Origin of the sequence: Pseudomonas gessardii (genome assembly GCF_001983165.1) — a bacterium.
GTDB lineage: Bacteria > Pseudomonadota > Gammaproteobacteria > Pseudomonadales > Pseudomonadaceae > Aquipseudomonas > Aquipseudomonas gessardii.
This window is the reverse complement of the sequence record NZ_MNPU01000062.1, coordinates 1-16255: the sequence shown is the minus strand read 5'-3', so window position 1 is coordinate 16255 and position 16255 is coordinate 1. Positions and strand designations below refer to the sequence as shown.

Below are 16255 nucleotides of genomic sequence, written 5' to 3'. Positions count from 1 at the left end.
AGCCCGATTCTCGAGGCGACCGCATCCCCCTGTGGGAGCTGTCGAGCCCCACAGGGGGAATGGGTGCGACTCACGGGCGTGTACTCCCCGGCATCGCCTTCTCCACCGCCGGCAACTGCGGCGCCTGCACATCCGGCAGTGCCCAGCTGTGCTGCGGCTGCAAGCCACCCTGGGCGCGGCGCATAAAGTCGTAGCGATTGCGCGTAATGCTGCGCCCCGCGCCGCTGTCGCGAATGATGTAGGGCCGCAGGAACACCATCAGGTTGGTCTTGTTCACACTGCGCGACTCGTTGCGAAACAGCGCGCCCAATCCCGGGATGTCTGATAGCCACGGCACTGCGTCGTTGCTCTGGGTATAGCCATCCTGCAACAGCCCGCCCAGCACCATGATCTGCCCGTCATCCAGCAAGATGCTGGTATCAATCGCGCGCTTGTTGGTCACCGTGCGCGCATCCCCCGACGCCCGGGTATCGACGCTGCTGACTTCCTGGTAGATATCCAGCTTCACCGTACCGCCCTCGGAAATCTGTGGCCGTACGTTCAACTTGAGCCCCACTTCCTCACGCTGCACGGTCTGGAACGGGTTATTGCTGGTGCCGCCCCCGCCGGTCACGTAGCTGCCGGTGATGAAGGGAATGGTCTGGCCGACGAAGATACTCGCCGCCTCATTGTCCAGGGTCAGCAGGTTCGGCGTGGATAACACATTGGTCCCGCCCTTGCTCTTCAACGCCCGCGCCAGGACTTTGAGGTCCAGCACCCGGCCGATCCCTGGAATATCCACGGTACCGTCCACCAGGCCGATGTTCAGGCCCTTGGGCAGCACGTCAATGCTGGTCTTGCTGGTGGGGGTGCCGTTGATCCCGCTGCCGCCCAGGTTGACCCCGCCAAAACCACCCTTGCCCCCCAGGTTGCCGGCCTGCCACTGCACGCCGAATTCGCTGGCATCGTCTTCGTTGACTTCGACGATCAGGCTTTCGATCACCACCTGGGCGCGGCGCTGGTCGAGCATGTCGATGACTTCGCGCAGGTTGCGGTACAGCGGATCCGGGGCGGATATCAGCAGGGTGTTGGTGGTCGCATCGGCCTGGATCGTCACACCGCCGGCACTGAAGGCAGTGTTCTGCTCACTGCCGGCAGTGCTTGCGCCGGTGCTGTCCTTGGCATAACCGCTGGATGGCGCCGCGCTGGCGGTCGGCGTGCCGCTGCTGTTCTGGGTGCTGCCCTGGCTGGTGCTACCCGCGCCGCCCATCGCACTCAACTTGGAGCGGGCCTCGTCACTGACGCCACTTTCGCTCTCTCCGGTCAGCATGCCGCGCAGGGATTGGGCCAGCTTGCCTGCCTGGGCGTTGCGCAGGTACACCACGTGCATGTTGCTGGGGTTGCTCTGGGCATTGTCGAGTTTGTAGATCAGGTTGCGCGCCAGCTCCGTGCGCTCGGGGCTGCCGGCACGAATGATGATCGAGTTGGAACGCGGGTCGCCGATCACGGCGATTTTCTGGGTCTGGTCGTTGCCCTGGGTTTCCAGCAACTCGGCGACCATTGCCGCGATATCCACGGCGATGCCGTTTTGTACCGGCACCACGTCGGTGTCGATGGCGCTTGGGGTGTCGATGCCGGCGATGATTTGCCCTACCCGTGCGAGGTTTTCCGCGTAGTCGGTGATGACGATGCTGTTGTTGCCGGGGTAGGCGTTGATCGGGTTGTTCGGCGAAACGATGGGGCGCAACACCGGGATCAGGTTCACCGCGTTTTCGTATTGCAGGCGGAAGGTGCGCGTCTGCATGCCATTGCCACTGGGGCTGGCGGCGTTGTAGATCGGCCCGCCCAGCAGTTTGGCGTCGGCTTCCGGGACCACCCGGGCCACGCCCCCCACGTCCACCACGCTGAAGCCCTGCATGCGCAGCGCCGCCAGCAGCATGTCGTAGGCCTGGTGCGCCGGGACCTGGCCTTCGCTGACCAGGGTCAGGTTGCCCTTGACCCGGGGGTCTACCAGGAACTGCTGGCCGGTGGCGCGGGACAAGGCGCGTACCACCGCCTGGATCTCGGCGTCGACGAAATTCAATTGCACCGGCTGGTCACCCAGCGGGTTGCGCACCTTGGCCGGCGCGGCGACCGGGCCGCGGGCACGGTTCCTCAGCGGGTGCTGGACCCGCGGCTGGGGGCTGATTTCGCGCTGGCGATCGGGCAACGGCACGCCATTGCGCCGGGTGTCGGCCAGGGGCTGGCCGAGTTCGCTGTCCACCAGCAAGGGCGCAGGTGTAGGCGCCGGGGTGTGGCTGCAGGCACTGAGCGCCAGCAACAGCAGCGGCGCCACCTGGCGAAACGGCGCTGAACGGGGAAGTGACCACTTCATGAAGCTTCCTTAGCGCCAGGCGCCTGATCCATGCGAACGGTCCCGGACACGCTGCCGGCCGGGTTTTCTGGGGTATCGCCCACACGCTGCAAGCGCGCGTGGGACACCTCCAGGGAAAATGCGCGCGGGCTGGTCAGCAGCCAACCAACCAGCGCATCCGCCGGCGCGTCGGTAAAAGTCAGGCGCCAACCGGCGGGCGCCACGCCCTGCAACTGATAGCGGTCTTTAAGTCCGGCAGCGTCGAGCGCCTGGCGCAGCGCGCCTTCCAGGTCTTGCCCGGCGCGCGCACCGGCACTGGCGCCCTGCAGCAGCACCTGCAAGGTGGCGGCCTGGGTGCGCAGCTTGGGGGTTTCGGCCTGCCAGAAATCAATCTGCTGCAAGGGCGGCTCAATCAGCAGCAACCACACCAAAAAGCCCGCCAGTACCGCCCCGCTGCCGCCGAGCAGGCGTTTTTCGCGCAGGGCCAGGCCGCTCCAGAATCCCTGGAGCTGGCCGCGCAGGTGCGGATAGCTGAACTTACTCATCGGCGCCTCCCGTGTTGTCGAGCGGCCCGAGGGTCCAGCCGTGCTCATCGCGGGTGGCAGCGAAACCCGCCTCGGTCAACGCCGCCTGCCACTCCCCTGGGGCGGCCGGGCTGCGACTGTCGGGCAACAGCTCCAGGTGCAACCGGCCTTGATCAAATGCCAACGCCTGGACGCTGCCGACCATAAACGGCAGGTGGTTGCCCGCCAGTTGCAACAGGCTGCTGAAACGCTGGCCGGGATCGGCGGTGGCGCCTTGCCCGGCGGCCAGTTGCTGCCGGGCCTGTTGCAGCGGATTGAGGATCACCGGCAAGTGCGGGAAGGCCTGCTTGACCTGGGCAATCATCCGCGCCTTGAGCTGTTGCCCTTCGTCCACCTGGCGCGCGGCATACAGGTTCAGGCCCAGGGTCCAGACCGCCACCGCCAGGGCACTGAGCCCCAGCGCCCGGCCCCAGCCACCGCTGCTGGCACGCTTGAGGCGGCCATGCAAGCCCCAGGCGGGGACCACACCCTGCCAGCGCGCGGGCGTGTGTTCATCGACCTGATGCAACTGCGCGCCAGCCTGCACCAGTTCCGCCAGGGCCTGTGGGCCCAGGGGATGCAAGGCGCTCTGGTGCAGGCTCTGGCGCAGCAGTAGATGCCCGTCGACGCAGGCCACGCTCAAATGCCCCGCCGGCGGCACAGGCAAGGCATAGGGCGCCGGGTACAGGCCGCGCAAACTGATAGGCACCTGGGCCAGGACCCGCTGCAACTGTTCCAGGCCAGCCGTCGGCAGCCAGCCCACTTGCACCTGGCCGTTGCTCTGCCGTGGGCTGTGGACCACCTGCATTTGCGCGACCGGGCCGAGGATCAGCGCCTGGGCCGCGCAGGCCACGGCTGCCGCCACTTTAGCGGGCGGCAGTTGCGGCAACTCCAAGCTGCTCAGCAAACTGTCCCGGGGATGCAGGAAACACTCGGCCGCCAGGCTCTTGCGCGGTTGCGCCAACTGCCCAAGGCTGGCCTGACCTTGCCGGCTGACCTGCCCGGCGCGGTCCAACCAGGCGTAGTGCACCAGGCTTTCGGCGCTCAGTTGGGCCAGCGGCGGCAAGGCAATGCGCAAGCGCGTCATGCGCCCACCCGCCACCAGATCACTTGGGGTTGCCGGTCTTCAGGGCGATACAACAACGCTTCGACCGCCACCCGCCGCTGCTCGCGCCGCGCGCGGCCGTGCCAGCGGAACCACTCACTGGTGATTCCCACCTGCACCGAGTCCACCAGCAACTGCGGCATGCGCAGGCGGTTGACGAAATCCCCGCGGTTGATAAACCAGCGCCCGCTGTCCCGCTCGGCCACCAGCCCCTGGGCCTGGGACAGGCTGAGCCCCGGCACCACCGCACTGAGCACTTCGGCGCTGGCCGTATTGCCATTGACCCAGGTGTTGTCGGGCAACACGCTGACATAGGCCGCCAGGCGTTGCTGCACCCCCGGCTCAAGGGCAAGGTCGTCAAGGCTGCGCAACATCGGCGCCCTGGCCGGCAGCAAGGTCTGCGCGGCCTCGGGCGAGGTGCTGCGCAGGCTGCTCACGTCACTGCCACCCGCGCGCTGCGCATAGGAGGCAAGCACCCGTTGGCTGATGCGCTGGCTGGTGTTGGGGTCGATGCCGAGCAACTGGCACAGACGCTGGAAACTCTGCAACTGCGCCACATCCGGCTGCTGCTGGCTGACCAGATTGCGCAGGTTGAACTTGCCCTGCTCGTCATCCAGGCGCCCTTCGACCACCCCGGCAAAGGGGCGCGCCCAGGGCTGGTCGAGACGGGTCAGCACCTCTTTGCGCCGCGCGTCCCACAACTGTTGCCGGCTGGCCTGCAGCGCGCCCTGCAACAACCAACTGCCCTGGACCCGCAGTTGTTCGGCCTCAAGGCTGCGGGTGAACACGCTCTGGCGGGTGAGCATGGCCCCGGCAAGCACCGCCACCACGGCGGCGATCAGCAACGCGCTGATAATCGCCATGCCGCGCTGCTTCGCCGCTCTGGGCAAATGGCTGTTCATGGCGCGCCTTACAACTGCCAGGAGCCGATATCGGCATTCACGCCCTCACCGTCCGGTTGGCCGTCGGCGCCCAGGGAGAACACATCGACTTCACCGTTGGCGCCAGGGTTGAGGTACTGGTACGGGCGGCCCCAGGGGTCGTTGGGCAAGCGTTCGAGGTAGGCGCGCCAGTTGCTGTTCTTCCCATCGGCCGGGCGCTCGACCAGGACCTTGAGGCCCTGGGTCTGGTTCGGATAGCTGCCGTGGTCCAGGCGGTAGAGTTTCAGCGCCTGCATCAGGCCACCGATGTCTTGCCGGGCGGCCGTGGCGCGCGCCTGGTCGGGGCGGTCGAGCACCTTGGGCACCACCATGGCGGCGAGGATCCCGAGAATGACCACCACCACCATGATCTCGATCAGGGTAAAGCCACGCTGGCCACGAGCGCCTCGCGGGGTGGATGTGAAGTGCGCGATATCCATCTCGACATTCCTTGGCTTGAGTGCTTTTCGTCGCGCAGTGTTGCAAGACAACATGTCAGGCGTATTGAAAATCCTCGGGAGCTTTGGTCGCCAATCGGTCAAGTGCAAGGGCTAGTCTGCGGGCCTGTTTCCCGGCATTGAGCAAGCCATGCGCGCCCGCAATAGGAACCAAGGTTTCACCCTGATCGAGGTGCTGGTGGCCCTGGCGATTATCGCCGTGGCCATGGCGGCGGCGGTGCGGGTGGCGGGGTTGATGACCCAGAGCAATGGCCTGTTGCGCGACAAGTCCATCGCCATGCTGGCGGCCCAGAGTCGCCTGGCGCAACTGCGTCTGGAGGGCCGCGCCAGCCCCGGGCGCAAGACATTCGAGTGCGACCAGGGCCGTTTGAAACTGCGCTGTGAACAGGTGGTGGCAGGCGCTGGCGACCTGTGGAAAGTCAGCGTGCAAGTGCTGGACGCCACACGCGAGGCGCCGCCCCTGGCGCGCCTTGAGACCCTGGTGGCCCGCGCGCCGGCGTTAAAGCAGGTTACGGCCGAGTGAGCCGGGGCAAGGCCGGGGCATCGGGCAACTTGTCGAGGTTGACCCGGACCTTTTCAGCGCCGCGCTCGATCACCACCCCGTCGCCCTCGATGGCCGCCAGGCGCACGCCGGGACTGAGGCGTTCACCCGCTAGAAAGCTGCGCGGCGGCCCGTCGTTGAGGCTGAGAATCGCCACCGCGCCCTGGGCGCCGGCCAGCACCCCGGAGACCTTGATCTGCAGGGCCGCCGGCATGTCGGCAAACCATTGCAGCGCCGGGTTATCACTGCGCGCCGCCAATGCCTGGGGGGCAAGCGCCGGGGTATGGGACTCGGCAGACGTCAGCAGCAACGGTGTCCATGTAGCGACCCCGGCCAGCGTCGCCAGCACGGCCAGGGCCTGGATGCCGTGGGCGGCAGATACGCGATGGATGAATGCCATGGGCGGGACCTCCTGTTTGTCCGTGCAGACAGCCTACAGGGCAATTCTCACGGTTTTATTTCAGTGGCAGATCCCGTTGAGGGCACACCCATGACGAATCGCCGGCAACAGGGGTTCACCTTGATCGAGTTGATGGTGGTGCTGGTGATCATCGGCATTGCCAGCGCGGCCATCAGCCTGAGCATCAAGCCCGACCCCTTGCACCGCTTGCGCAAGGACGCCGAGCGCCTGAGCCAGGTGCTGCAGATCGCCCAGGCCGAAGCCCGTGCCGATGGCCGCACGATCACCTGGCGTGCCGATGCCAAGGGCTACCATTTGAGCCGCCGCCGCGACGATGGCCGGGGGCTGGAGGACTTCAAGGATGACCCACAACTGCGCCCACGGGCCTGGGATACCACGCCGATGCTGGTGCGGATCGAACCCCGGCAGACCCTGGTGCTGAATGCCGAATGGATCACTCCGCCGCTGCAGGTGTGGCTCTCGGACGGGCAACACGGCCTCAGCCTGCAACGTGATGCAGCCGGCACCTTGCGCGTGGTGAGCCAGCCATGAACCGCGAGCAGCAAGGCTTTACCCTGATCGAAGTGATGGTGGCGATCATGCTGATGGCGGTGGTCAGCCTGATTGCCTGGCGCGGCCTGGACAGCGTAACCCGCGCCGACGCCCACTTGCAGGCCAGCACCGAACAGACCCAGGGCCTGCTGCGCGCCCTGAACCAGCTGCAACTGGACGTCAGCCTGCGCGCCGGGGTGGAACTGGCTGCGCCACCCACCGAGGACCAGCCTCCCGCCGCCGACGCCTTGCCGGCGGTGACCGTGCGCAGCTCCGACAGCCAGGGCTTTCGTCTGGAGCTGATCCGCAGCGCGCCAACCCCCGGCGACGGCCTGCAACGGGTGCGGTGGTGGCTCAAGGGCGACACCTTGTACCGCGCTGCCGCACCGGCGCGGGATCGCTATCCGCTGCCGGCGCCCAAGGAGGCGGTGGCGGTGTTGAGCCAGGTCAGCGACCTGCAAGTGCGGGTGTGGGACAACGAGAAAGGCTGGCGGCAGTTGAGCGGCAATCGCCAGGACAATCCATTGGGGATGGAAATCACCCTGGTGCGCCAGACGCCCCAGGGGGTGGAGCGCTATCGCCAGGTGCTGGGGCCGTTGGACTGAACCTGTGGCGAGCGGCCCCCCGTCTCCAGGGCTAGCTGAGCAACACCACCCCGCCCGGCAGTTCCGTGCATTTGGCCCCATAGGCATCGCGGATCAGCAACGCCACGCCCGGCAGTTGTTCGAGACTGAAGCGCGCCTGCACCCGGCGCTTGCCCAGTTCGCGGTTGAGCAATACCAACATCCCTGGGCGGTAGCGGTTGATCTCGTCGATCACCGTATCCAGTGTGGCGTTATTAAATACCAGCACCTGTTCCCGCCAGGCGATCACGGCGTCGGTGTCCACCGTCACCACGGGGCCCAGCCCGGCCGCGTCGTAGGTCAACTGGCGCCCGCTGTCCAGGCGCACGCTGCGCCCCTGCACTTCAACCGCCAGCCAGCCTTCAATGCAGGTCACGCACACACTGTGGTCGGTGTTGCGCACATTGAAGCGCGCCTGGCTCGCGCTCAGCCAGCCCGCCCCTGCCTGTACGGTCAGCGGCTGTGCCACCTGCACCTCGACCTCGCCTTCAAGCAATTCGATGCCCTGCTCGCGCCGGCTGATGCGGGTCTGGGTGTTGAGCTCCAGGCTGATGCCCTCGCGCAAGTCCACCCGCCGCTGCTCGCCCACTGCGGTGTGGTAGTCGGCGCCCAAGCCGGCAAAACCACCGGGCACGCTGATGTGCACCATCACCAGGGCCGCCGAGGCCGCAAGCGCCCCGCCGAGGAACGCCCTTCGGCCAAAGTGCCGGGGGGCCTGGGCCTCGGTCAGCGCCGGGGTCAATTGTTGCCACAGTCGCTTGGCCTGTTCGAAGGCCTGGGCATGCTCGGGGCTCTGGGCGCACCACTGGCGCAGGGCCTTGGCATCGGCCACGGTTGCCTGGCCCGAGGTCAGGAGGACCAGCCAGTCGCGCGCTTCACCGTGCAATCGGCTGTCGGGCGTATCCCGGGAAGTGGGAAAGCTAAAAATATTCAAGCGCGCAGGTACTCACGGATTATCAGGGACTCAACACTAAGACGGTTTTCCGGCGCCGGGACCGAACCGCTGGATGACTTTTCTTTCCAGACGCTGGGCGCAATGCCCCAGGGCGGCCTTGATTTCCTTCTCGACCATGCGTGTGGAAATGCCGAAACGCTGGGAGATTTCCAGGTGTGGCGCTTCCTCCAGGCGCGCGGCGATAAGGATCTTGCGCCGCCGGGCAGGCAGTTCGTAGAGGGCTTTGAGCAGGGACTGGATTTCTTTCTGGCCACCCACCACCCGCGAGGGGTCCAGGGCTTCATCGCTGATATTGAGCAACTCCTCGACTTCGCTGCCGGTCAGCAGGCGGGCATCGGCCTGGCGCCGGTCGGCCGCAATGTTCAGGGCCATGCGGTACAGATAGGCATTGGGTTGTTGCAGGTTCGCCGGCATGTCCATGCGGTCGACCCGCAGGTAGGTTTCATGCAGGACGTCATTGGCCAGATCCTCCGACCCCAGGCGCTTGCGCAAACGCACCTTGAAGTCCTCGTAGGAGGCCAGGAACAACCTGACCATTGGCGTGTGCCCGGTATCCTTCATGCCCCGGAAGCTCCTTGCCGTGCTGTGCATTCCATGCGTTTTCCTGTGGTATCGGGCATTAAAAGCAGGGTCAACGGCAACCGCATCGAGCTGGGTGCCGGGCGCTCTATCCATGTGCTGCCGAGGCTGCGCACCAGCGCTTCATCACGCAGTACATCGCCAGTGGAGCTGACCAGGCGGCTGTGTTCAATCAATCCGTCACGGTTGACCCAGACCTGCACCAGCGCCCGGAAACTGCCGGGGCGGGTCAAGGGTGAACGGCACAGGCTGGCTTCGACGGCCTGCTGCACGGCGCTGGCATAACTGCGGTTGAGCCGTGCGGCGTTACGTGGCGATACCCCGCGACTGGCCAGCGGCTGGCTGACTTCAGGCACCTGCAGGGTGAATGCATCACTGCGTGCGTAACGCGCCATCAGGCCACTCCCTGTCAGTAACAGGCCCAGGGCCTGCTGGGCGCTGTAGTGCCCGTGCACACCCATCGAACGTCGTCCATCGCTCAACTCGCGGTCCACCAGCACAGCCATCCCGGTGGCCCGGCTGAAAGCTTCCAGGGCGGGCGCCAGGTCTTGCGCAGGCAGATCCAGGCGCAACAACGGCGGCTCCCCCGCTTGCACCCTGGGCAGTGGCAGCCACATCCAGGCCAACAGCAAGACCAGGCAGCAGTGCGTGCGCCTCCAAGCCCACCGTTCGACCCCTGCTCTGCCTTGTTGCACGGCTGCCGTGTCCTGGGAAAAGCGTCATCCTGAGGCCAATTTATGAACCTGATGTTACGGTGATGGCAAAAAAAACATCACGGTTTCGCCAGCGCCACCGGGCTAGACTGGCAGGCACTAACGGCCCACTCCCCAGGGCCTGCCAGGAGGCTCTGATGAAGCGGTTGCTGATGCTGTTGTTATGCGCGGGCCTGGCGTCGACCGTGCACGCCGAGGAAACGCCGGGCGGTTGTGTCGAGGCCAGGGTGGATGGGTACAAAGCGCCTGACTATGGATGCCTGAGCCAGCAGATGGGCGCTAAGGCAGCGCAGAAAAACCGCGAGGCGCGGGAAAAACCGGTGCACCAGCGGCCGCCGAACCAGATTGGCTTGTCGACGCCGGCGGCGACCAGTGTGCGGATGGGCAATACGTTCGGTACGGGGGTAAAGCCGCAGCGGCCGTGATCTGGGGGCCTTCTAGAAGCGCCACTCCTCGGCCCTAACCAGTTGGCAGAACGGCCCATCCAGCGTGGCATTGTGATGAGCGACGATATGCTCGGCTTTCATCACGGGAGTGTCCGAACAGGTATGGCCATCGGCGATAAGTACCGCATCGAAGCCAAGGTCACGGGCAGCGCGGCAGGTGCTGTCGACGCAGTATTGCGTTTTCATCCCGGTGACCACTACACCGCTAGCGCCGCATGCGCGCAACTGGTCAGCCAGGTCGGTCGACTCAAAGGCGTTGGGCCGGCGCTTTTCGAACACCCTTTCGCCACCGAGCAACTTCAGTTGCGGTACCACCTTCGTCAGCGGGCTGCCGGGTTCGATGGGCGAGCCCACGGGCCCGATATGGCGCGCCAGAAAAATCGGCGCACCGGCGTGGCGGGCCTTATCCATCAGGCTATTGAGTGTTTCCAACAACGCTTCGCAGCGCCATGGTTTTTCCGGGCCGTGAACTAGCCCGACTTGCATATCGAGAATCAACAGGGCGTACATGGGTGCATCTCCTTGCGTTTGAGCCAGCGACACAAGGACAAGAAAAAAGGCCCTGTCCATCGCTGGCGGGCCTTTGAAGTTCGTCTGCTATTGGCTCACGAAACCTCGCACGCTCCGCTTGCAGCGGTCGTGGTGGTGGTCGTCGAGGTGAGGCAATAGGCAGTCATGCATCGACACTAGCAATACCGCAACGCCCTGACAAGCCAGGATCCTGGAGCGCCCCCCCGAGCTGCAAACGTGTTCAGTGCTTAAACCGAAAATGCGGCAATAAAGCGCAATGGATAGGAATATGTCGGGACTTTTGCCAGAATGCGCAACTTAGAAACATTCGCATTCGCAGGAAGATCCCATGCACGCCCCCCACCCGCTCCCCGCTGCGCGCCGCATCCTTGCCGTCGAGGATGACCCGTTGCTCGCCGCCCACCTGCACAGCCACCTGGGCCAGCGTGGCTTCGAGGTCACGTTGCGCCATGATGGTGGAGGGATTGTCGAGCTGGCGCGTACCCAGGATTTCGACCTGATCCTGATGGACATCATGCTGCCCGGCAGCAGCGGCCTGGAGGTGCTCGCGCAACTGCGGCGGCATCAACGGGTACCGGTGATCCTGATGTCGGCCCTCGGTGCCGAGCAGGACCGCATCACCGGTTTCAGCCAGGGCGCCGACGATTACCTGCCCAAGCCGTTCAGCATGTTGGAGATGGATGTGCGCATCGACGCGATCCTGCGCCGGGTGGCCTATGAACATGAGGTGCCTGGCACGGCGCGCAATGAAGATCCGCAACTGACGTTCGACGAACAGCGCACGGATGTGCACCTGGATGAACAGTGGGCCGACCTGACTACCACCGAATACCGCGTCCTGGAAACCCTGGTGGCCCATGCCGACGAGGTGCTGACCAAGGCATTCCTGTATCAGCAGGTCATGCACCGCGCCTATTCGCGACATGATCGCAGCCTGGACATGCATGTCAGCCGTATCCGCCGCAAGTTACAGGCCATCGGCTACACCGCCGGGCGCGTGGAAACGGTCAGGAGCACAGGCTATATGCTGACCCGGCTGGAGCCATGAGGCTGCCCAACCGCCACTCGCTGTTGTGGAAATTGATCGGCTTGCTGGCGGTGTTGTGCCTGCTGGTGGTCAGCCTGCAAGTGGATGTGAGCCGGCGCATCTACGAAGCCACCGCGCGCTTGCCCGCCCCCACCCGTTACATCCTCAGCGAGTACTCACGCCAGGCCGAAATTGCCTGGCGTGAACGCGGTGCAGTGGGGGTCGATGAGTTCCTCAAGAATCTGCGTGCCCAGGAGCAGGTATGGGCGGTGGTAGTGGACGACCACCAGTCGCTGTCCTCCCAGGCCTTGACCACGATTGAGCGGCGCAAGCTGGATTTTGTACGCCAGATCGACTGGCCAGTGGGCCGCCCCGGCGGGCGGCCGACTTTCTATATTCCGTTCAGCGACGGTGCAGCACGCCTGGTCATGGAGTTGCCACTGCACCTGGACCCCCGCCAGGGCCGTGGCCTGTGGGACATTTTGCTGCGCCAGGTACTGCCGACGTGCCTGGCGCTATTGTTTGGTGTGCTGTTGTACCGGGTGCTGATTTCGCCGCTGGTGATCCTGCGGCGCCAGGCCAATGCCCTGAGCGCCGGCGACCTGGCGGCGCGGGTCGGGCCCCAGGTGACGCACCGCCGTGACGAACTCGGTGAATTGGCCCGGGCCTTCGACCATATGGCCGAGCGCCTGGAAAATACCGTGGTCCTGCAACGGCGCCTGCTGCGGGACTTGTCCCACGAACTGCGCACGCCCTTGAGCCGGCTGCGGGTGGCCGGGGAGCGCGAGCCCGATCCAAATGCCCTGCGCCAGCGCCTGGAGCGCGAAGTGCAAGGCATGGAACGCTTGATCGGCAGCACCCTGGAGCTGGTCTGGCTGGATACCGAACGCCCGGCGATGCCCGTGGAAGCAGTCGAGATGGAACCGTTGTGGGACTTGCTGCGCGAAGACGCCTGCTTTGAAAGCGGCTGGCCGCGGGAGCGCCTGCCCTGCGAACTGCCCGCCAACTGTTGGGTCCTGGGCAACCTCAATGGCCTGGCCCAGGCCCTGGAAAATATCCTGCGCAATGCCATCCGCCATTCCCCCGAACACGGTGTGGTGCGCTTGACCGGAGCATTGGAGGGCGATTTCTGGCACTTGTGCATCCAGGACCAGGGCCCAGGGATCGAGCCGGACAAGCTGGAGCAGATCTTCCTGCCCTTCACCCGCCTCAATGCCGCCCGCCCCGGCGGTGACGGCTATGGCCTGGGGTTGTCGATTGCGCGCAGCATCGTGCAGTTGCAAGGCGGCCAGTTGTGGGCACAGAACACCACGCCCGGGCTGTGCCTGCACCTGCGGCTCAAAGTGTATAAGTTGTAAATTGCGTTTACTCACATATGAGAATCACTAGCATTCGAGCCATACGTTTCTTGTGACCCACTCGGTCTATGTGGGAGCTGGCTTGCCTGCGATGCAGACGCCTCGGTCTAGCAGGTCATTCCGAGGAGATGCCATCGCAGGCAAGCCAGCTCCCACACAAGCCTGCCCCCCAGGGCAATGGTGTTGCCTAGTCTGATGCTGATGAGCCCTCCATGAAAAGCAAATCCCCTGCCTGGCCGACCCTCTCGCGGATGGTCGCCGCGCTGATCGGCGGTTACCTGTTTACCTATGCGTTTACCGCCGCCCTGGCGCGCCTGTTGCCCATGGACAAGGTGGATGCCCTGGTGGTCGCCAGCCTGCCGTCCTTCTTGATCTACACCCTGGCGATCCTCTGGGCCTTTGCCTGTCGCAACGCCTGGCGTGCGTGGGCCGGGATGGCCCTGGCGCTGCCCCTGGCTGCCGTCGGTTTCTGGCCACACTGGCGCGAGGTGCTGGGATGAAACACAAGACCCTGACCCAGGCCATGGCCTGGCTGCATACCTGGAGCGGGCTGGTGTTCGGCTGGCTGCTGTTTGCAATCTTCCTGACCGGCACCCTGGCGGTGTTCGACAAGGAAATCGACGGCTGGATGCGCCCGGAAATCCCCACCGCGCCCCTGTCGCAAAGCGCCGCCGCGCAGCAGGCCCTCGACTACCTGGCGCGCCAGCACCCCGAGGCGAAGACCTGGAACATCGGCCTGCCCGGCGAACGCTCCGACACCCTGACGGTATCGGCCGGCGAACAACGACGTGGCGGCGGCACCGCACTCGACCCACACACCGGCGAGCCCTTGGCCGTGCGCGAAACTGCCGGGGGCGGGTTTTTCTTCCGCTTCCACTTTACCCTCAACCTGCCGCGCGACCTGGGGATCTGGACGGTCGGCCTGGCCGCCATGGCGATGCTGGTCGCGTTGGTCAGCGGGATCGTGATCCACAAGAAATTCTTCAAGGAGTTCTTCACCTTCCGCCCCGCCAAGGGCCAGCGCTCATGGCTGGATGCGCACAACGCGACAGCGGTGCTGGTGCTGCCCTTTCACCTGATGATCACCTATACCGGGCTGGTGATCTTCTATTTGATCTACATGCCGGCGGCGGTGGACGTGCTGTTTGACGGTGACCGCGACAACCTCTTCCGCGCCCTGCGTGGCGCGCCCGCCGAACAACAAGTGCGCGGCGAACGCCCCAAACACAGCGAAGCAGCCGAGCTGACGGCACTGGAACCGCTGCTGGCCGAGGCCGAGCGGGCCATGGGGCCGGTGTCCAGCTTGTCGATCCACAACCCCGGCCGCAGCGACGCACGCATCGAGGTACGGCCGGTACTGGGCAACCGCATCGAGCTGACCAAGGGCCAGAGCATGCTGTTTGACGGGGTCAGCGGTGCCGTCCTGCGCCAGCCTGCGGTCAGTCGGCCCAGCCTGTTGACCCAGAAGGTCATGGCCGGCCTGCACTTTGCGCAGTTCGGCGGCTACTCCATGCGCTGGTTGTACTTTGTCTGCGGCCTGGCCAGTTGCGCAATGCTGGCAACCGGCGTGGTGCTGTTTACCGTCAAACGCCGCCGGCGCCACGATGGCGAAGGCGCTCTAGGCGCCCTGCTCTACCACATCGCCGAACGCCTGAATGTGGCGGTGGTGGCCGGGCTGACGGTGGCGTGCGTGGCCTTGTTGTGGGCCAACCGCTTGCTCCCAGTGGAACTGGCCCAGCGCGGTGGCTGGGAAGTGCGGGTGTTTTTCCTGGTGTGGCTGTTGAGCCTGGGCCATGCGATTGTCCGCCCCTGGCGCAGTGCCTGGCGCGAGCAACTGGGCCTGGCGGCAGTGCTGTGTATCGGCCTGCCGGCCCTGAATCTGCTGGGGGAAAGCCTGGGTGATTACGTCTACCTGGAATTGACCAGCGTCGCCCTCGGCCTGCTGCTGACCTGGCCGTGCTGGAAGCTGTACCAGGCGCCCAAGGAACGCAGCACCCGGCGCGTGGCCAAGCACGCTGTGGCAGAGGTCAATTGAGATGGCGTTGATAGTCGCGTTGTTGCTGGCCTGCGCAGGGATGGCGGGGTTATGCCTGGGCTTGGAGCGCCATTACAAACAACTTATGCAGCGCCTGCCCTCGCCGGTGCTACGACGTGGCCTGCGAGTGCTGGGCTGGGGGATGCTGGCGGCGAGTTTTGCCGTCAGCGTACTGGGGTGGGGCTGGGCCATGGGGCCGGTGGCGTGGTTCGGCTTGATTTCGCTGGCTGGGCTTGGCGTGGTGTTTCTGTTGCCCTACACCACCCGCTGATGGGCCAAAAAACCTTGTAGGGGCTGGTTTACCGGCGATTGCGCCGGGTTATCCGATACATGCGGCGACTGATACACCGCCATCGCGGCATAGGTATCTACACAACTCTTTTCTGGGGTTTTGTACATATCCGTTGCTGTGGTTACGGCGGCTATTGGTTCCGCCCTTACGGCGGGTCACTTTTGGAAAAGAGCCCCAAAAGTAACCAAAAGGGCTCTTGCCCCACCACTCGGTGCCTCGCCTAGGCTCGGCATGCCCGCAGTCAGGCATTGCTCCGTGGGCCCGCCGCGATCGGCCATCCATGGCCGTGTCGCGGCTACCCCGGCATCCATGCCGGGGTGCCCACTGCGCAATACCTGCCTGCGGCCATCGTGGTTTAACGGGGCGCCTGAGATCAAGATCAAAAGCCAGATCAAAAGCAGAGCAACAGCAACAGCAACAGCAAAGCTGGGGTGCGAAGCTGCATTCCCCTGTGGGAGCTGGCTTGCCTGCGATGGCGGTGTATCAGTCGATCAATGTATTGGCTGGTACACAGCCATCGCAGGCAAGCCAGCTCCCACAGGTATATGCGCACGCCTCGACGATCAGGTCGGCTGTCAGGCCGCCTCGCTTTGCTTTTGATCTGAGGCGCCCCGTTAAACCACGCTGGCCGTCATGCGATTTTGATTTGGGGGGTAAACCGGCAGGACGCCGGTTTAGCCGCGCTGGGCCATGGATGGCCCAGCGCGGCGGCCCCCCAAATCAATGTCGGATGACGGGCACACCGAGCCTAGGCGAGGTGCCGAGTGGTGGGGCAAGAGCGCTTTGCTTACTTTGGGGCTCTTCCAAAGTGAGCCGCCGTAAGGG

The 16255-nt window shown here is 65.1% G+C and carries 19 protein-coding genes; 9 read left to right on the top strand and 10 right to left on the bottom strand.

The genetic code is table 11. From position 1 onward, the window contains the following. Window positions 1-70: 70 nt before the first annotated feature. The 5 genes from gspD to gspG are packed head-to-tail and all read right to left on the bottom strand — an operon-like array spanning window position 71 to window position 5360. The gene (gene gspD, locus BLL38_RS26945) at window positions 71-2353 is read right to left on the bottom strand and encodes a type II secretion system secretin GspD (protein ID WP_076964998.1); all 2283 of its coding nucleotides are present in this window, start codon (window positions 2351-2353) and stop codon (window positions 71-73) included. Beyond that, entirely contained in the window at window positions 2350-2877 is a 528-nt protein-coding gene (gene gspM / locus BLL38_RS26940; protein ID WP_057959140.1) for a type II secretion system protein GspM, read from the bottom strand. Before gspM ends, gspD begins: the two co-directional genes overlap by 4 nt. After that, window positions 2870-3982: a type II secretion system protein GspL gene (gspL, locus tag BLL38_RS26935; protein WP_057438738.1), complete on the bottom strand. Its 1113-nt coding sequence runs from the start codon at window positions 3980-3982 to the stop codon at window positions 2870-2872. The genes gspM and gspL overlap by 8 nt, the downstream gene beginning before the upstream one ends. After that, window positions 3979-4902: a type II secretion system minor pseudopilin GspK gene (gspK, locus tag BLL38_RS26930; protein ID WP_159439761.1), complete on the bottom strand. Its 924-nt coding sequence runs from the start codon at window positions 4900-4902 to the stop codon at window positions 3979-3981. Before gspK ends, gspL begins: the two co-directional genes overlap by 4 nt. An 8-nt stretch (window positions 4903-4910) precedes the next feature. Then, window positions 4911-5360: a type II secretion system major pseudopilin GspG gene (gspG, locus tag BLL38_RS26925; protein WP_076964997.1), complete on the bottom strand. Its 450-nt coding sequence runs from the start codon at window positions 5358-5360 to the stop codon at window positions 4911-4913. 148 nt (window positions 5361-5508) lie between these two features. Between gspG and gspI the strand changes: the two genes are divergently transcribed. Then, on the top strand, window positions 5509-5901 hold the full coding sequence (gspI, locus tag BLL38_RS26920) for a type II secretion system minor pseudopilin GspI (protein WP_076964996.1): 393 nt from the start codon (window positions 5509-5511) through the stop codon (window positions 5899-5901). Here gspI and BLL38_RS26915 read toward each other — a convergent pair. Beyond that, complete coding sequence (locus BLL38_RS26915) at window positions 5888-6319, bottom strand: type II secretion system protein N (protein WP_057438721.1); 432 nt, start codon at window positions 6317-6319, stop codon at window positions 5888-5890. The genes gspI and BLL38_RS26915 overlap by 14 nt on opposite strands. 90 nt (window positions 6320-6409) lie before the next feature. Here BLL38_RS26915 and gspH point away from each other — a divergent pair, with 90 nt between their 5' ends. Together gspH and BLL38_RS26905 are read left to right on the top strand one after the other, a co-directional pair. Beyond that, window positions 6410-6871 (top strand): type II secretion system minor pseudopilin GspH, encoded by a 462-nt coding sequence (gspH, locus tag BLL38_RS26910; RefSeq protein ID WP_076964995.1) that lies wholly within the window; start codon window positions 6410-6412, stop codon window positions 6869-6871. Beyond that, on the top strand, window positions 6868-7476 hold the full coding sequence (locus BLL38_RS26905; protein ID WP_057438723.1) for a type II secretion system protein GspJ: 609 nt from the start codon (window positions 6868-6870) through the stop codon (window positions 7474-7476). The genes gspH and BLL38_RS26905 overlap by 4 nt, the downstream gene beginning before the upstream one ends. Before the next feature lie 31 nt (window positions 7477-7507). Here BLL38_RS26905 and BLL38_RS26900 read toward each other — a convergent pair whose 3' ends face one another. The 3 genes from BLL38_RS26900 to BLL38_RS26890 are packed head-to-tail and all read right to left on the bottom strand — an operon-like array spanning window position 7508 to window position 9645. Continuing rightward, window positions 7508-8428 carry a FecR family protein gene (locus BLL38_RS26900; RefSeq protein ID WP_076964994.1) on the bottom strand — a complete coding sequence of 307 codons (921 nt, stop codon included), beginning with the start codon at window positions 8426-8428 and terminating at the stop codon, window positions 7508-7510. A 36-nt stretch (window positions 8429-8464) separates the two neighbouring features. Then, on the bottom strand, window positions 8465-9010 hold the full coding sequence (locus BLL38_RS26895; protein WP_057438724.1) for an RNA polymerase sigma factor: 546 nt from the start codon (window positions 9008-9010) through the stop codon (window positions 8465-8467). Beyond that, window positions 9007-9645: a secretin and TonB N-terminal domain-containing protein gene (locus tag BLL38_RS26890; RefSeq protein WP_057438740.1), complete on the bottom strand. Its 639-nt coding sequence runs from the start codon at window positions 9643-9645 to the stop codon at window positions 9007-9009. The genes BLL38_RS26895 and BLL38_RS26890 overlap by 4 nt, the downstream gene beginning before the upstream one ends. Window positions 9646-9878: 233 nt before the next feature. On the opposite strand from BLL38_RS26890, the gene BLL38_RS26885 reads away from it, so the two are divergent. Continuing rightward, window positions 9879-10166, top strand: coding sequence for a hypothetical protein (locus tag BLL38_RS26885; protein WP_057959133.1), 288 nt, complete (start codon window positions 9879-9881; stop codon window positions 10164-10166). 12 nt (window positions 10167-10178) lie between these two features. Here BLL38_RS26885 and BLL38_RS26880 read toward each other — a convergent pair whose 3' ends face one another. Beyond that, window positions 10179-10697 carry a cysteine hydrolase family protein gene (locus tag BLL38_RS26880; RefSeq protein WP_076964993.1) on the bottom strand — a complete coding sequence of 173 codons (519 nt, stop codon included), beginning with the start codon at window positions 10695-10697 and terminating at the stop codon, window positions 10179-10181. Between the two features lie 349 nt (window positions 10698-11046). On the opposite strand from BLL38_RS26880, the gene BLL38_RS26875 reads away from it, so the two are divergent. The 5 genes from BLL38_RS26875 (at window position 11047) to BLL38_RS26855 (ending at window position 15409) form a co-directional block, all read left to right on the top strand. Further along, window positions 11047-11766: a response regulator transcription factor gene (locus BLL38_RS26875; protein ID WP_076964992.1), complete on the top strand. Its 720-nt coding sequence runs from the start codon at window positions 11047-11049 to the stop codon at window positions 11764-11766. Continuing rightward, on the top strand, window positions 11763-13103 hold the full coding sequence (locus tag BLL38_RS26870; RefSeq protein WP_076964991.1) for a sensor histidine kinase: 1341 nt from the start codon (window positions 11763-11765) through the stop codon (window positions 13101-13103). The genes BLL38_RS26875 and BLL38_RS26870 overlap by 4 nt, the downstream gene beginning before the upstream one ends. A 212-nt stretch (window positions 13104-13315) precedes the next feature. Further along, window positions 13316-13603 carry a DUF3649 domain-containing protein gene (locus BLL38_RS26865; RefSeq protein WP_076964990.1) on the top strand — a complete coding sequence of 96 codons (288 nt, stop codon included), beginning with the start codon at window positions 13316-13318 and terminating at the stop codon, window positions 13601-13603. Continuing rightward, window positions 13600-15138: a PepSY-associated TM helix domain-containing protein gene (locus BLL38_RS26860; RefSeq protein WP_076964989.1), complete on the top strand. Its 1539-nt coding sequence runs from the start codon at window positions 13600-13602 to the stop codon at window positions 15136-15138. Before BLL38_RS26865 ends, BLL38_RS26860 begins: the two co-directional genes overlap by 4 nt. Before the next feature lies 1 nt (window position 15139). After that, window positions 15140-15409: a DUF3325 domain-containing protein gene (locus BLL38_RS26855; RefSeq protein ID WP_057438728.1), complete on the top strand. Its 270-nt coding sequence runs from the start codon at window positions 15140-15142 to the stop codon at window positions 15407-15409. Window positions 15410-16255 lie beyond the last annotated feature (846 nt).

What these genes read in the sequence shown, in the direction of transcription:
- gspD (WP_076964998.1), bottom strand. Translation starts at nt 2,353, where the DNA reads ATGAAGTGGTCACTTCCCCGTTCAGCGCCGTTTCGCCAGGTGGCGCCG.
- BLL38_RS26905 (WP_057438723.1), top strand. Translation starts at nt 6,868, where the DNA reads ATGAACCGCGAGCAGCAAGGCTTTACCCTGATCGAAGTGATGGTGGCG.
- gspL (WP_057438738.1), bottom strand. Translation starts at nt 3,982, where the DNA reads ATGACGCGCTTGCGCATTGCCTTGCCGCCGCTGGCCCAACTGAGCGCC.
- BLL38_RS26865 (WP_076964990.1), top strand. Translation starts at nt 13,316, where the DNA reads ATGAAAAGCAAATCCCCTGCCTGGCCGACCCTCTCGCGGATGGTCGCC.
- BLL38_RS26885 (WP_057959133.1), top strand. Translation starts at nt 9,879, where the DNA reads ATGAAGCGGTTGCTGATGCTGTTGTTATGCGCGGGCCTGGCGTCGACC.
- BLL38_RS26855 (WP_057438728.1), top strand. Translation starts at nt 15,140, where the DNA reads ATGGCGTTGATAGTCGCGTTGTTGCTGGCCTGCGCAGGGATGGCGGGG.
- BLL38_RS26895 (WP_057438724.1), bottom strand. Translation starts at nt 9,010, where the DNA reads ATGAAGGATACCGGGCACACGCCAATGGTCAGGTTGTTCCTGGCCTCC.
- BLL38_RS26875 (WP_076964992.1), top strand. Translation starts at nt 11,047, where the DNA reads ATGCACGCCCCCCACCCGCTCCCCGCTGCGCGCCGCATCCTTGCCGTC.
- BLL38_RS26870 (WP_076964991.1), top strand. Translation starts at nt 11,763, where the DNA reads ATGAGGCTGCCCAACCGCCACTCGCTGTTGTGGAAATTGATCGGCTTG.
- gspI (WP_076964996.1), top strand. Translation starts at nt 5,509, where the DNA reads ATGCGCGCCCGCAATAGGAACCAAGGTTTCACCCTGATCGAGGTGCTG.
- gspK (WP_159439761.1), bottom strand. Translation starts at nt 4,902, where the DNA reads ATGAACAGCCATTTGCCCAGAGCGGCGAAGCAGCGCGGCATGGCGATT.
- gspH (WP_076964995.1), top strand. Translation starts at nt 6,410, where the DNA reads ATGACGAATCGCCGGCAACAGGGGTTCACCTTGATCGAGTTGATGGTG.
- BLL38_RS26860 (WP_076964989.1), top strand. Translation starts at nt 13,600, where the DNA reads ATGAAACACAAGACCCTGACCCAGGCCATGGCCTGGCTGCATACCTGG.
- BLL38_RS26890 (WP_057438740.1), bottom strand. Translation starts at nt 9,645, where the DNA reads ATGTGGCTGCCACTGCCCAGGGTGCAAGCGGGGGAGCCGCCGTTGTTG.
- BLL38_RS26880 (WP_076964993.1), bottom strand. Translation starts at nt 10,697, where the DNA reads ATGTACGCCCTGTTGATTCTCGATATGCAAGTCGGGCTAGTTCACGGC.
- gspG (WP_076964997.1), bottom strand. Translation starts at nt 5,360, where the DNA reads ATGGATATCGCGCACTTCACATCCACCCCGCGAGGCGCTCGTGGCCAG.
- gspM (WP_057959140.1), bottom strand. Translation starts at nt 2,877, where the DNA reads ATGAGTAAGTTCAGCTATCCGCACCTGCGCGGCCAGCTCCAGGGATTC.
- BLL38_RS26915 (WP_057438721.1), bottom strand. Translation starts at nt 6,319, where the DNA reads ATGGCATTCATCCATCGCGTATCTGCCGCCCACGGCATCCAGGCCCTG.